Consider the following 14,142-nt stretch of genomic DNA (forward strand, 5'->3'; position numbering starts at 1 on the left):
GAGCCGTCCGTGCCCCGCCGGGTATCCGGACACCCGGCACCGCCCGGCGTCCGGCCCCTGCCTGGTGTCCGGGCGACCGGCGGGCACCGCCCGGCAATTGGTCCGCCCCGAGTCCTGACTCGCGCCGCCCGTCACCGTCATACTGGCGGCAGACCGAGCGCGGGCGCCGCGCCGGCCGCCCCGAGCACCACCCGAGACCCGCCCCCCTCTCCGATCAAGGATCCGGAGTCCGTGGCATGACCGTCTGCCTGCTCCTGCTGTGCGCCGTCGCCCTGACGGCCGCCGTGCCGGTCCCCCGCGCGCTGACCCGGGCGGTGTGGCCCGAACGGGAACCCGTCGTCGCGCTGTGGGTGTGGCAGTGCCTGGTCGCCACCGTCCTGCTGTGCTGCCTGGCCGCCCTGGTCCTGGGCGCCGCGGCCGTCTTCCGCACCGTGCACGACCGGGTGTTCGCGCCCGCGCCGCCCGCCGTGACCGCTGCCTACGACCTCTCGACCGCGCCGGTCTGGGCCGCGGCCCTCACCCTGCTGCTGGCGTGCGGCGCCGCCTGGACCACGGCGATGCTCGGCCGGGAGCTCGCCGAGGCCCGCCGGAGCCGCGGCCAGGCCCGCGCGCACCTGCGGGAACGGGCCCCGGACCTGCCCGCCGGGCTGACCGCGACCCGCGGCCCGATGCTGGTCCTGGAGGACGAGTACCCCGACGCCTGGTGGATGCCGGGTCATCCACCCCAGCTCATCGTCACCACCGGCGCCCTGCGGCGGCTGACCGGGCATCAGCTCGACGCCGTCCTCGCCCATGAGCGCGGGCACGCCCGCGCCCACCACGACTGGCTGCTGCACCTGTCGACCGCCCTGGCGACCGGCTTCCCGCGCGTCCCGCTGTTCGCGCACTTCTGCGACCAGACGCACCGCCTGGTCGAACTGGCCGCCGACGACACGGCCTCCCGGCGGCACGGCCACCTCACCACCGCCCTGGCCCTGATCGAACTCAACCAGCACCGCGGGGTCCTCTCCTGTGCCTCCAGCCACCGTCTGCTCGGCGAGCGCGTGGTCCGTCTTCTCGAACCCCCGCCCCGGCTGGACCGCAGGCGCAGGGCCCTGACGACGACCGCGGCCGCCCTGGTGCCGCTGCTGCCGCTGCTGATCACCTTCGCACCCGGGCTGACGGCGCTCGGCTGAACCTCGGGGCCGTCCCGAGCGGCGTCCCGCCGGTGGCGGAACTCCCCGGCACCACCGGTGAATCCCCAGGTGGGAGCGGCTTTTAGAAGCCCCCTGCCTGGCGCAACACTTCAGCAACACGACTTTCCCCACCAGGTCGGTATGGTTCGAGCCATGCCAGCCGCCGACCGCATCCGGGACCACGCCGCCCAGGGCGCCGCGACCACCGTCGCCGCCCACCGGGCCCGGCGCCGGCTGCGTGCCGACCGTGCCCGGCAACTCGCCGACCTGCTCCGCCGGCAACTGCTGACCGGCGCCTTCCCCGGCGGCGCGCTGCCCCACGAGGACACGCTCGCCGCCGACTACCGCGCCTCCCGCAACACCGTCCGCCAGGCCCTCGACCTGCTCCGCGCCGAAGGCCTCGTCGACCGCCTCCCCGGCGTCGGCACGGTGGTCGTCGGCCAGAAGTACCCGCACGGACTCGACCGGCTGATGGGGCTCGCCGAGACCCTCCGCGAGCACGGCCGCGTCACCAACGAGGTCCGCACCGCGGGTCCCGCTCCCGCGCCCGCCCCGGTCGCCGAACGCCTCGGCGTCCCGGCCGGCGCCGACGTCCTCTGCATCGAACGCCTGCGCCGTCTGAACGGCCTCCCGCTCTCGCTCGACCTCAGCTACGTCCCGCTCGACATCGGCACCGCGCTGCTCGACGCCGACCTGGAGAACAACGATGTCTTCCGTCTCCTGGAGGCCGTCACGGGCCGGCCCCTCGGCCATGCCGAGATCACCCTGGAGGCGGTGAACGCGGACGCCCACTCCGCCGCCGTGCTCCAGGCCCCGCGCGGCGCCGCCGTCCTGATGCTGGAACGCCTCACGCACCTCGCCGACGGCCGCCCGGTGGACCTGGAGTTCATCCGCTTCCGCGGCGACCGCATCACCATGAGCGGCCTGCTGCGCCGCTCCCTGTGACCCGCCTGCCGCTCTCCCCCTTCCTCTCTCACCGACGTACGACCTCCCCGGAGACAGCCATGCCCTTGGCGCCCCAGCGGGCCGACGTGCCCGTGACCATCGACGAGTCGAAGTGCATCGACGGCTGCACGCTGTGCGTGGACATGTGCCCGCTGGACTCCCTCGCCATCGACACCAGCAGCGGCAAGGCGTACATGCACGTCGACGAGTGCTGGTACTGCGGTCCGTGCGCGGCCCGCTGTCCCACCGGAGCCGTGACGGTCAACATGCCCTATCTGCTGCGGTGAGAGGCCCCACCCCATGAGACGCACACCAGTCGTCCTGAGCGCCGCCGCCCTGCTCCTGCCGCTGTCCGCCTGCGGCGGAACCGCGGCGGCCGGCGGTGACGGCACCACGGTCACGGTCACCGTCGGCTACCAGTCCAGGACCATCAACACCGTCACCGCCGGGACGCTCCTGCGCTCCCTGGGCTACTTCGAGAAGCAGCTCAACGCCCGCCACGACGGCCACACCTACAAGGTCTCCTGGCAGGACTACGCCACCGGCGCCCCCATCACCGCGCAGATGACCGCCGGGAAGATCGACATCGGCTCGATGGGCGACTTCCCGTTGCTGATCAACGCGGCCCGCGGCAAGCAGCTCGACCGTCCCACCCGGCTGGTGTCGGTGACCGGCTACAACCTGCGCGGCGGCCTGAACACCATCGTCACCGCGCCCGACTCCCAGCTCACCTCCCTGACGGACCTCAAGGGCAGGAAGGTCTCCACCAGCATCGGCTCCGCCGCCGACGGCACCCTCGTACGCGCCCTGCGCCGCGCCGGCGTGGACCCGGACAAGGGGATCGAGAAGCTGAACCAGCAGCCGGCGGTGGGCGCCTCGGCACTGGCCGGGGGCAGCGTGGACGCGCTGTCGCAGTTCGTCGCCTGGCCCGGCCTGCTCGCCTACCAGGGCAAGGCGAAGGCCCTCTACGACGGCGCCCAGTCCGACCTGCCCACCTTCCACGGCGTCGCCGTCCGCGCCGACTTCGCCGAGAAGCACACCGCCGTCCTGGAGGCGTTCCTCAAGGCGCAGGCCGAGACGACGGAGTACCTCCACGCCCACCCGGTCGACGCGGCCGAGCGGGTCGCCGGGGCCACCGGCCTGCCCGCCGAGGTGGTCTACCTCTACAACGGCGCCCACGGCATCGCCACCTTCGACCCGGCCGTCAGACCCGAGCTGGTGTCCGCCCTGAAGCAGGACGTGCCGATCCTCAAGTCCGCCGGGCTGACCGGCGACATCGACGTGGACTCCTTCGTCGACGACCGGTACGTGAGGAAGGCCCTCGGCACGGCGTACTCGAAGGCCCTCGCCGCCACGCCGCCGCCCGCCACGAGCGAGGTGTGGGAGAAGGGCGCCTCCCGCACCCGCGCCTTCGATTCGCCGAGACGTCTGCTGGCCCATGTTGCCGAGCACGGCGGCGGCATCCGCGCCGCGTACGTTCCCGACGCCACGACCGGCACGCCGTGGTTCGCCGACAAGGCGGTGTGGGTCGCCGACGGAACCGAACTGCTGCCGTTCGTCGCACCGGCCACCGCCCGGGCGTACGTCGCCGCGCACCCGGGGGGCCGTACGGTCTCCTACGCCGAGGCGCTGGAGCGGGCGTCATGACCGGGCGGGCTCCGCGGGCCGACCGGTCCGCACGACCAGTCCGGCCCCCACGACCCGCGCGACCCGGCCGGAGCGCCCACGCCGGCCGGCGCTCCGCACGCGCGGGCCGGTACGCGCTGCGGCTCCTCTCCCTGGCGGCCGCGCTCGGTCTGTGGCAGGCGCTGACCAGCCTGAAGATCGATGTGTGGCTGCGCTTCTCGCAGTTCCCGACGGTCGCCGAGGTGGCCCGCGCCCTGGCCGCCCGGCTGGCCGGCCCGGACTACTGGACGGACCTGACCGACAGCCTCACCCGGATCGTCACCGGCTTCGCGCTGGCCGCCGTGCTGGGCGTGGCCACGGGCGTGCTCGTGGCCCGCTCCCGGCTCGCCGAGGACCTGCTCGGTCCGCTCCTGGAGGTGGTCCGCCCGATCCCGGCGATCGCCCTCGTCCCCGTCGCCATCCTCCTCTTCCCCTCCAACGAGCAGGGCATCGTCTTCATCACCTGCACCGCCGCCTTCTTCCCGGTCCTGGTCTCCACCCGGCACGCGGTCCGCGCGCTCACCCCGGTGTGGGAGGAGGCGGTGCGCACGATGGGCGGCGGCCGGTGGCGCGTGCTGGGATCGGTGGTGCTGCCGGGCGCGCTGCCCGGCATCTTCGGCGGCCTGTCGGTCGGCATCGGCGTCTCGTGGATCTGCGTGATCTCCGCCGAGATGATCTCCGGCCAGTACGGCGTCGGCTACCGCACCTGGCAGGACTACACGGTCGTGGACTACCCGGACGTCTTCGTCGGCATGGTCACCATCGGCGTGCTCGGCTGGCTGACCTCCACGGCCGTGGAACTCCTGGGCCGCCGTCTGACGCGCTGGCTGCCGCGCGCCTCCCGCGCCCCCACCGCCCGGCCCCGCCCGCGACGGCCCGCCGCACCACCGCCCACCCCCGCCACCGTGCACGAGGAACCCGAGGAGGAGGCGCGCGATGAGCACCTCGTCTGAGACACAGGCGCCCGCCGCCGGGCGGACGACGACGCCGTCCGCACCGGAACAGGGCATCCGGCTCGCCCTGCGCGGCGCCGTGCTGGGCCGCCCGGACTCCCCCGCTGTGGACGGCGTCGACCTGGACGTCGCCCCCGGCGAGATCCTCACCGTCGTGGGCCCCTCGGGCTGCGGCAAGTCGACGCTGCTGCGCACCCTGGCCGGTCTGCTGCCGCCCCTCGACGGGACGGTCACCGAGGACGGGCGGCCGCTGACCGCGCCCGCCGCCGAACGTGCCCTGGTCTTCCAGGAGGACGCCCTGCTCCCCTGGCGCTCCCTGCGGGCCAACGTCGAACTCCCGCTGGCCATCGCGGGCCTGCCCCGCACCGAGCGGCGCGCCCGGGCCGAGTCCTGGCTGGGCCGGGTCCAACTGGCTGAGCAGGCCGGAAAGTTGCCCCACCGTGTCTCCGGCGGGCAGCGCCAGCGCGCCCAACTGGCCCGCGCGCTGGCCGGCAGCCCCCGCGCGGTCCTGATGGACGAACCGTTCGGCGCCCTCGACGCCCAGACCCGCGCCGGCATGCAGGACCTGCTGGTGGACGTGCTGAACGGCACGGGGGCGACGGTCGTCTTCGTCACCCACGACGTCGACGAGGCCCTCTTCCTCGGCGACCGCGTGGCGCTGCTCGGCGCCGGACGCCTGCTCGCCGTGCGCGACGTGCCGCGTCCGCGTGAGCGGGCGGCCCACGACGACCCGGCGCGCACGGCCCTCAGGCGCGACGTCCTGTCCTCCCTCGGTATCTGAAAGGCCCCCAGGTGGAGATCCCCGCCCTCACCGACGCCGAAGAACTGACCTGCGACGTCCTGGTCATCGGCGGCGGCACCGCCGGCACCATGGCCGCCCTGACCGCCGCCGAGCGCGGCGCCGACGTGCTGCTGCTGGAGAAGGCGCACGTCCGGCACTCCGGCGCGCTCGCCATGGGCATGGACGGCGTCAACAACGCGGTCGTCCCCGGCCGCGCCGAACCCGACGACTACGTCGCCGAGATCACCCGCGCCAACGACGGCATCGTCGACCAGTCCACCGTCCGCCAGACCGCCACCCGCGGCTTCGCCATGGTGCGGCGACTGGAGTCGTACGGGGTGAAGTTCGAGAAGGACGAGCACGGCGAGTACGCGGTCCGGCAGGTGCACCGCTCCGGCTCCTACGTGCTGCCGATGCCCGAGGGCAAGGACGTGAAGAAGGTCCTGTACCGGCAGCTGCGGCGACGCGAGATGCGCGAGCGCATCCGGATCGAGAACCGCCTCATGCCGGTCCGGGTGCTGACGGCCGGTGAGGACGGCCGGGCGGTGGGCGCGGCCGCCCTGCACACCCGCACCGGCGCGTTCGTCGTCGTGCGCGCGGGCGCGGTGATCCTCGCGACCGGCCCCTGCGGCCGCCTGGGCCTGCCCGCCTCCGGCTACCTGTACGGCACCTACGAGAACCCGACCAACGCGGGCGACGGCTACGCCATGGCCTATCACGCCGGCGCCGAGCTCACCGGCATCGAGTGCTTCCAGATCAACCCGCTGATCAAGGACTACAACGGCCCGGCCTGCGCCTATGTCGCCAACCCCTTCGGCGGCTACCAGGTCAACCGGCACGGCGAGCGGTTCGTCGACTCCGACTACTGGTCCGGCCAGATGATGGCGGAGTTCGCCGCGGAGGTCGCCTCCGACCGGGGACCGGTCTACCTGAAGCTGAGCCACCTGCCCGAGGAGTCCGTCTCGGCGCTGGAGTCGATCCTGCACTCCACCGAACGTCCCACCCGCGGCACCTTCCACTCCGGCCGCGGCCACGACTACCGCACCCACGACGTGGAGATGCACATCTCCGAGATCGGCCTGTGCGGCGGCCACTCCGCCTCGGGCGTCCGCGTCGACGACCACGCGCGGACCACCGTCCCGCGCCTGTACGCCGCCGGGGACCTGGCCTGTGTGCCGCACAACTACATGATCGGCGCCTTCGTCTTCGGGGAGCTGGCGGGCCAGGACGCGGCCCGGTACCGCCCCTACCGGGGCGAACTGCCCGGCGACCAGCTGCGTGCGGCCCACGAGCTGGTCTACCGCCCGCTGCGCAACCCCGACGGTCCGCCGCAGACCCAGGTCGAGTACAAGCTGCGCCGCCTCGTCAACGACTACGTGGCCCCGCCGAAGTCGGGCGCCCGGCTGTCGCTCGCCCTGGAGGCCTTCGAACGGATGCGGGCCGACATCGCCTCGATGGGCGCGCGCACCCCGCACGAGCTGATGCGCTGCGCGGAGGTCACCTTCATCCGCGACTGCGCGGAGATGGCCGCCCGCGCCTCGCTGGCCCGCACGGAGTCCCGCTGGGGCCTCTACCACGACCGCCTCGACCATCCGCGGCGCGACGACGCGTCCTGGTTCCACCATCTCGATCTGCGCAAGTCCCCCTCCGGTGCGATGGAGTTCACGGCTCGCCCGGTGGCCCCCTATCTGGTGCCGGTGGACGGCTTCGCCCCCGTGGGCGGTCCCTCCCGGCACCTGGGCGAGGTGCACGCCGAGGACGTGGCGACCGCCGGGTCCCGGGACGCCGCCCCCGCGCCGCTCGGCGGCACCCCCGCGCCCGGCACCGCGGCCCCCGGCCCGGCGGTCGCCCCGGTCGCTCCGGTCGCTCCGGTCACCCGGGACTCCGGCGCCGCCTCCGCACGGCTCCTGGAACTGGTCGCCCTGGCCGACGAGGCGCCGGAGCTGACCGCTCTGCGCCCCTATCTGGCCGACCCCGACGCCGACGTGCGGCGGGCCGCGGTCGGTGTGCTCACCGAGACCGTGCCGGCCGGAACCGGCGCCGCCCTCGCCGAAGCACTGCGCGACCCGCACGGCGACGTCCGCGCCGCCGCGGCGGCGTCCCTGCGGGAACTGGTCGAGACCCTGCCCCCCGACCCCGCCCTGCGCGGCGGTCTCACCGAGGCGCTGGCCGGACCCGACCCGGTGGTCCGGGCCGCCGCCCTGGACGTGCTGCGCGCGCTGCGCCTCGGCGGCGCCGAGCTGTTCGCCGCCGCCCTGGCCGACCCGGAGCAGGCCGTGCGCATCGAGGCCGTGCGCGCCCTGGTCTCGGTCGACGCCGTCGAGCCGCTGACGCGCGCGGCCGGCGATCCGTCCCGCGAGGTCCGCGTCACGGTGGCCAAGGCCCTGGCCGGCGTGGACGGCGGGCGCCTCGCCGCCACCACGCTGGTGGGCTTGACCGAGGACCCGGACGCCCTGGTGCGCGGCGCGGCGTTCGAGGCGCTGGGCGCCGCCGGGTGCCCGCCCGCGCCGGCCGGGCGCGCCGTGGCGGCCCTGGACGACCCGGCCTGGCAGGTCAGGGCGGGCGCCGCGACAGCCCTGTCCGCCGCGGACGCCGACACCGCCGTGCCGGCTCTGGCCAAGGCGCTCGCCGATCCCAACGCGGACGTCCGCAAGGCCGCCGTCCTGGCCCTGGCCCGGCACACCGGCTCGCATGCCGCCCGCGCCGCCCTGGCCACCGCCACGGCGGATTCGGACGCGGACGTCAGGGCGTACGCGTCGCGGGCCATGTGACCGACCGCCGGCTCCGGTCGCTCGCGCCCTCGCCCCGGCGGATACCCGGTCGCGGTCACCCGGTGAGCCGCCCCCCGGACGCCTACACCCGGGGGACGGACACTTGGAGGTCACCACCCGGTCGCCCCGGACCGGTGAGCTCGCGCCGGTCGCCGCCGCCCGGTGAGTCGGTCCCCGATCACACCGGAACGACGAGCCGGTCCCCGGACGCCTGCGCCCGGGGGACGGACACCCGGTCGCCCCGGACCGGTGAGCTCGCGCCGGTCGCCGCCGCCCGGTGAGCCGGTCCCCGGACGCCATCGCCCGGGGGCATTACCCGGACGCCCTGGTCCGAGGCCGGTGTCCGTCCGTCCGGGCCGCCTGCGGTCCGCCACCCGGGCCCGGCGGCCGGACGCGGCCGCCGGACCGCGGCCGCCCTGATCAGGTGCCGGGCCGGGCCGCGCGGGGCCTCATGTCCAGTCCGGCTCGGGCTCCGGGTCCGGTTCGGGCCACTCCTCCGGCTCCGGTTCGTCCTGGTCGGCCGTCCCCGAGCCGGACGGCCCGCCCAGCGACTCCAACACCCCGAGGACACCCTCGCCGTACGTGGCCAGCTTCTTCTCGCCGACCCCGCCGACCGTGCCCAGTTGCGCCACCGACGTGGGCCAGGCCGTGACGATCTCGCGGAGCGTCGCGTCGTGGAAGATGACGTACGCCGGGACGCCCTGCTCGCGGGCCTGTTCGGCACGCCAGGCGCGCAGGGCCTCGAAGGCGGGCTGGAGCTCCTCCGGCAGTTCGGCCGCGACGGCCTTGCCCCTGGCCCGTCCCGAAGCGGACGGCGAGGCGCCCTGCCGGGCCGCGGACGGCCGCTTCGGCTCCTTGCGCAACGGCACCTCCCGTTCGCCGCGCAGCACCGACGCGCTCGCTTCGGTCAGCACCAGCGTGCCGTACTCGCCCTCGACCGCGAGCAGGCCCTGGGCCAGCGCCTGCCGCACGACGCCACGCCATTCGCCCTCGGTCAGGTCCTCGCCGATGCCGAAGACGGAGAGCTGGTCGTGGTCGAACTGGATGACCTTGCCGGTGCGCTTGCCGAGCAGGATGTCGATGATCTGTCCCGCCCCGAACTTCTGTCCCCGCTCGCGCTGCAGCCGGACCACCGTCGACAGCACCTTCTGGGCCGCGACCGTGCCGTCCCAGGTCTCCGGCGGGGTCAGACAGGTGTCGCAGTTGCCGCAGCCGGCCGGGTCCGGGTCCTGGCCGAAGTAGGTGAGGAGCCGGCCGCGGCGGCACTGGGCCGTCTCGCACAGCGCGAGCATCGAGTCCAGGTGGGCGGCGGCCCGACGGCGGAACGCCTCGTCGCCCTCGCCGGACTGGATCAGCTTGCGCTGCTGTATGACGTCGTTCAGGCCGTAGGCCATCCACGCCGTGGACGGCAGTCCGTCCCGGCCCGCGCGGCCGGTCTCCTGGTAGTAGCCCTCGACCGACTTGGGCAGGTCCAGGTGGGCGACGAAGCGTACGTCCGGCTTGTCGATGCCCATGCCGAAGGCGATCGTGGCGACGACGACCAGGCCGTCCTCCCGCAGGAACCGGGACTGGTGCGCGGCGCGGGTGGCCGCGTCCAGGCCCGCGTGGTAGGGCACCGCCGCGATGCCGTTGCCCGTCAGGAACTCAGCCGTCCGCTCCACCGAGTTCCGCGAGAGGCAGTACACGATGCCCGCGTCGCCCGGGTGCTCCTCGCGCAGGAAGGCCAGCAACTGCTTCCTGGGGTCGGCCTTGGGCACGATCCGGTACTGGATGTTGGGCCGGTCGAAGCTCGCCACGAAGTGCCGGGCCCGCGGCATGCCCAGCCGCTGGGTGATCTCCTGGTGCGTGGCGTGCGTGGCGGTCGCCGTGAGGGCGATGCGGGGCACGTCCGGCCAGCGCTCGCCGAGCAGCGACAGCGCGAGGTAGTCGGGGCGGAAGTCGTGGCCCCACTGGGACACGCAGTGCGCCTCGTCGATGGCGAAGACGGAGATCTTGCCGCGGGACAGCAGGTCGAGCGTGGCGTCCAGGCGCAGTCGCTCCGGCGCCAGGTAGAGCAGGTCCAGCTCGCCCGCCAGGAACTCCGCCTCCACCACGCGCCGCTCGTCGAAGTCCTGAGTGGAGTTGACGAAGCCGGCGCGCACGCCCAGCGCGCGCAGGGCGTCCACCTGGTCCTGCATCAGCGCGATCAGCGGCGAGACCACGATGCCCGTACCGGGTCTGACCAGGGCCGGAATCTGGTAGCACAGCGACTTGCCGCCACCGGTGGGCATGAGGACGACGGCATCGCCGCCCGCCACCACATGCTCGATGACCGCTTCCTGCTCGCCCCGGAATGCCTCGTATCCGAAGACCCGGCGCAGCGTGGCCAGCGCCTCGCTGTCCGTCACTGGCATCTCGGTGACACCACCCGTCCCGCTCATCGTCTCGTTCCCCGTACGTCGTCCCTCGACCACTGCCTCAACGATAGGGGTCCGCGCCGACAGCCCCGGGAGTTGTCCACAGGCCGCTGGACCGGACATCCGTACATACGACTGCCCGGCCCTCCGCTGTCGGAGGCGCCGGGCAGCCGCGGGGCGCGGAGGCGGACCGGCTCAGCGCACGAAGACCCCCGCCTGGTTCGCCAGGTCCAGGAAGTACTGCGGGGCCACGCCGAGGACCACCGTGACCGCCACGCCCACGCCGATCGCGGTCATCGTCAGCGGCGAGGGCACCGCCACCGTCGGGCCCTCCGGCCGCGGCTCGCTGAAGAACATCAGCACGATCACCCGGATGTAGAAGAAGGCCGCGATCGCGGACGAGATCACACCGATCACCACCAGCGGAGCCGCGCCGCCCTCCGCCGCGGCCTTGAACACGGCGAACTTCCCGGCGAACCCGGAGGTCAGCGGGATGCCGGCGAAGGCCAGCAGGAACACCGCGAACACCGCCGCCACCAGGGGCGAGCGGCGGCCCAGCCCGGCCCACTTCGACAGGTGCGTCGCCTCGCCGCCCGCGTCGCGCACCAGCGTGACCACGGCGAACGCGCCGATCGTCACGAAGGAGTACGCGGCCAGGTAGAAGAGGACGGAGGAGACGCCGTCCTTCGAGGTGGCGATGACACCGGCGAGGATGAAGCCGGCGTGCGCGATGGACGAGTAGGCCAGCAGGCGCTTGATGTCGGTCTGGGTGATCGCGACGATCGCACCGCCCAGCATGGTGATGATAGCCACGCCCCACATGACCGGCCGCCAGTCCCAGCGCATCCCCGGCAGCACCACGTACAGCAGCCGCAGCAGCGCGCCGAACGCCGCCACCTTGGTCGCGGCCGCCATGAACCCGGTGACCGGGGTCGGCGCGCCCTGGTAGACGTCCGGCGTCCACATGTGGAACGGCACCGCGCCCACCTTGAACAGCAGGCCCATGACGACCATCGCGGTGCCGACCAGGAGCAGCGCGTCGTTGCCCATGGTGTTGGCGAGCGCCGGGTCGACGTTCGGCACGTTCCCCTCGACCACCCGCGCGATCGTCGCGTACGACACCGAGCCCGCGTAGCCGTACAGCAGTGCGATGCCGAACAGGGTGAAGGCGGAGGCGAACGCACCGAGCAGGAAGTACTTGACCGCGGCCTCCTGCGACATGAGCCGCTTGCGGCGGGCCAGCGCGCACAGCAGGTAGAGCGGGAGGGAGAAGACCTCCAGGGCCACGAACAGCGTCAGCAGGTCGTTCGCCGCGGGGAACACCAGCATGCCGGCGACGGCGAAGAGCAGCAGCGGGAAGACCTCGGTCGTGGTGAAACCGGCCTTCACCGCGGCCTGCTCGCCGTCGCTGCCCGGCACGGACGACGCCTGGGCGGCGAAGGAGTCGACCCGGTTGCCGTGCGCCGCCGGGTCCAGCCGCCGCTCGGCGAAGGTGAACAGGCCGACCAGGCCCGACAGCAGGATCGTGCCCTGGAGGAACAGCGACGGGCCGTCGACGGCGACGGCGCCCATCGCCGCGATGTGCGCCTTGGTGGTGCCGTACCCGTCCGCCGCCAGCGCGATCACCGCGGCGAAGCCGGCGCAGAGCGCCACGGCGGACACGAACACCTGCGCGTAGTAGCGGGACCTGCGCGGGACGAACGCCTCGACGAGCACCCCCACGATCGCCGCGCCGACGACGATCAGGGTGGGCGAGAGCTGCCCGTATTCGATCTTCGGCGCGTCGATCTTCGAGATCGGGTCGGCCGCTGTTGTCCACAGGCTGTGGACGGCTGCTGCGCTCACTTGGCCGCCTCCACCGCGGGCTTGGGGTCGGTCTTGTGTACGTCCGACATGGTCTGCTTGACCGCCGGGTTGACGATGTCCGTGACGGGCTTCGGATAGACGCCCAGGAAGATCAGCAGCACGATCAGCGGCGCCACCACCACCAGCTCGCGCACCCGCAGGTCCGGCATGGCCGAGACCTCGGGCTTCACCGGGCCGGTCATCGTCCGCTGGTAGAGGACGAGGGTGTACAGCGCGGCCAGCACGATGCCGAGGGTGGCGATGACGCCGATGGCCGGATGCCGGGTGAACGTGCCGACCAGGACCAGGAACTCACTGACGAAGGGCGCCAGCCCCGGCAGCGACAGGGTCGCCAGTCCGCCGACCAGGAAGGTCCCGGCCAGTACCGGCGCGACCTTCTGGACGCCGCCGTAGTCGGCGATGAGCCGGGAGCCGCGCCGGGAGATCAGGAACCCGGCGACCAGCAGGAGCGCTGCCGTCGAGATGCCGTGGTTGACCATGTAGAGCGTCGCACCGGACTGGCCCTGGCTGGTCATCGCGAAGATGCCCATGATGATGAAGCCGAAGTGCGAGATCGACGCGTACGCGATCAGGCGCTTGATGTCCCGCTGGCCCACCGCGAGCAGCGCCCCGTAGATGATGCTGATCACGGCCAGCACGAGGATCACCGGCGTGGCCCACTTGCTGGCCTCGGGGAAGAGCTGGAGGCAGAAGCGGAGCATCGCGAAGGTGCCGACCTTGTCGACCACCGCCGTGATGAGCACGGCGACCGGGGCGGTGGCCTCCCCCATCGCGTTGGGCAGCCAGGTGTGCAGCGGCCACAGCGGCGCCTTCACCGCGAAGGCGAAGAAGAAGCCGAGGAACAGCCACCGTTCGGTGCTGGTGGCCATGTGCAGGGAGCCGCTGGCGCGGGCGTGCGCGATCTCGGTGAGCGAGAAGTTCCCGGCGACCACGTACAGGCCGATCACCGCGGCCAGCATGATCAGACCGCCGGCCAGGTTGTAGAGGAGGAACTTCACCGCCGCGTACGACCGCTGGGTCGACGCCGCCTCCTCCCCGTGCTCGTGGGCACGGTCCCCGAAGCCGCCGATGAGGAAGTACATCGGGATGAGCATGGCCTCGAAGAAGACGTAGAAGAGGAAGACGTCGGTGGCCTCGAAGGAGACGATCACCATCGCCTCGACGGCCAGGATCAGCGCGAAGAAGCCCTGCGTCGGCCGCCAGTGGTAAGGCCGGCCGCTCTCCTTGGCGCCTTCCCCGCCCGAACGGCTCCGAGAGCCCGGGGAGGTGTCGGCGTCGTGCCAGCCCGCGAGGACGACGAACGGGATCAGCAGGGCGGTCAGCGCGACCAGCGCCACCCCGATCCCGTCCACGCCCAGTTCGTATCTGACCCCGAAGGCCGCGATCCACGAGTGGGACTCGGTGAGCTGGTAGCGGGCGCCGCCCGGGTCGAAGCGGACCAGGACGACGACGGCCAGCGCCAGCGTGGCGAGCGAGACGAGGAGCGCCAGCCACTTGGCGGCGGCGCGCCGCGCGGCAGGTACGGCGGCCGTGGCGACGGCCCCGAGGGCCGGGAGCACCGCCGTCGCTGTCAGCAGGGGAAAGGACATC

At 73.4% G+C, this 14,142-nt stretch carries 10 protein-coding genes; 7 read left to right on the plus strand and 3 right to left on the minus strand.

Translation table 11 applies throughout. From position 1 onward, the window contains the following. Positions 1-236: 236 nt before the first annotated feature. The 7 genes from ACF061_RS08595 (at position 237) to ACF061_RS08625 (ending at position 8,290) form a co-directional block, all read left to right on the plus strand. On the plus strand, positions 237-1,175 hold the full coding sequence (locus tag ACF061_RS08595) for a M56 family metallopeptidase (protein WP_392266044.1): 939 nt from the start codon (positions 237-239) through the stop codon (positions 1,173-1,175). A gap of 153 nt (positions 1,176-1,328) precedes the next feature. Then, positions 1,329-2,120, plus strand: a complete 792-nt coding sequence (locus tag ACF061_RS08600; protein ID WP_392266045.1) for a GntR family transcriptional regulator — start codon at positions 1,329-1,331, stop codon at positions 2,118-2,120. 59 nt (positions 2,121-2,179) lie between these two features. After that, positions 2,180-2,407: a ferredoxin family protein gene (locus ACF061_RS08605; protein ID WP_018568287.1), complete on the plus strand. Its 228-nt coding sequence runs from the start codon at positions 2,180-2,182 to the stop codon at positions 2,405-2,407. A gap of 13 nt (positions 2,408-2,420) precedes the next feature. After that, on the plus strand, positions 2,421-3,767 hold the full coding sequence (locus tag ACF061_RS08610; protein ID WP_392266046.1) for an ABC transporter substrate-binding protein: 1,347 nt from the start codon (positions 2,421-2,423) through the stop codon (positions 3,765-3,767). Then, positions 3,764-4,738 (plus strand): ABC transporter permease, encoded by a 975-nt coding sequence (locus ACF061_RS08615; RefSeq protein ID WP_392266047.1) that lies wholly within the window; start codon positions 3,764-3,766, stop codon positions 4,736-4,738. The genes ACF061_RS08610 and ACF061_RS08615 overlap by 4 nt, the downstream gene beginning before the upstream one ends. After that, complete coding sequence (locus ACF061_RS08620) at positions 4,722-5,519, plus strand: ABC transporter ATP-binding protein (protein ID WP_392266048.1); 798 nt, start codon at positions 4,722-4,724, stop codon at positions 5,517-5,519. The genes ACF061_RS08615 and ACF061_RS08620 overlap by 17 nt, the downstream gene beginning before the upstream one ends. Before the next feature lie 11 nt (positions 5,520-5,530). After that, positions 5,531-8,290: a fumarate reductase/succinate dehydrogenase flavoprotein subunit gene (locus tag ACF061_RS08625; RefSeq protein WP_392266049.1), complete on the plus strand. Its 2,760-nt coding sequence runs from the start codon at positions 5,531-5,533 to the stop codon at positions 8,288-8,290. Between the two features lie 449 nt (positions 8,291-8,739). Here the strand turns inward: ACF061_RS08625 and recQ are convergent, their stop codons facing one another. The 3 genes from recQ to ACF061_RS08640 all read right to left on the minus strand — a co-directional run bounded on the left by recQ (position 8,740) and on the right by ACF061_RS08640 (position 14,141). Then, positions 8,740-10,710, minus strand: coding sequence for a DNA helicase RecQ (gene recQ / locus ACF061_RS08630; protein ID WP_392266050.1), 1,971 nt, complete (start codon positions 10,708-10,710; stop codon positions 8,740-8,742). Positions 10,711-10,881: 171 nt separating this feature from the next. After that, a complete protein-coding gene (nuoN, locus tag ACF061_RS08635) occupies positions 10,882-12,531 on the minus strand; it encodes an NADH-quinone oxidoreductase subunit NuoN (protein ID WP_392266051.1) in 1,650 nt (549 codons plus the stop codon). Beyond that, positions 12,528-14,141 (minus strand): NADH-quinone oxidoreductase subunit M, encoded by a 1,614-nt coding sequence (locus ACF061_RS08640; RefSeq protein WP_392266052.1) that lies wholly within the window; start codon positions 14,139-14,141, stop codon positions 12,528-12,530. Before ACF061_RS08640 ends, nuoN begins: the two co-directional genes overlap by 4 nt. Position 14,142 lies beyond the last annotated feature (1 nt).

The organism is Streptomyces sp. NPDC015220, assembly GCF_043079345.1.
Taxonomy (GTDB): Bacteria; Actinomycetota; Actinomycetes; order Streptomycetales; family Streptomycetaceae; genus Streptomyces.

What these genes read in the sequence shown, in the direction of transcription:
- ACF061_RS08595 (WP_392266044.1), top strand. Translation starts at nt 237, where the DNA reads ATGACCGTCTGCCTGCTCCTGCTGTGCGCCGTCGCCCTGACGGCCGCC.
- ACF061_RS08600 (WP_392266045.1), top strand. Translation starts at nt 1,329, where the DNA reads ATGCCAGCCGCCGACCGCATCCGGGACCACGCCGCCCAGGGCGCCGCG.
- ACF061_RS08605 (WP_018568287.1), top strand. Translation starts at nt 2,180, where the DNA reads ATGCCCTTGGCGCCCCAGCGGGCCGACGTGCCCGTGACCATCGACGAG.
- ACF061_RS08610 (WP_392266046.1), top strand. Translation starts at nt 2,421, where the DNA reads ATGAGACGCACACCAGTCGTCCTGAGCGCCGCCGCCCTGCTCCTGCCG.
- ACF061_RS08615 (WP_392266047.1), top strand. Translation starts at nt 3,764, where the DNA reads ATGACCGGGCGGGCTCCGCGGGCCGACCGGTCCGCACGACCAGTCCGG.
- ACF061_RS08620 (WP_392266048.1), top strand. Translation starts at nt 4,722, where the DNA reads ATGAGCACCTCGTCTGAGACACAGGCGCCCGCCGCCGGGCGGACGACG.
- recQ (WP_392266050.1), bottom strand. Translation starts at nt 10,710, where the DNA reads ATGAGCGGGACGGGTGGTGTCACCGAGATGCCAGTGACGGACAGCGAG.
- ACF061_RS08640 (WP_392266052.1), bottom strand. Translation starts at nt 14,141, where the DNA reads ATGTCCTTTCCCCTGCTGACAGCGACGGCGGTGCTCCCGGCCCTCGGG.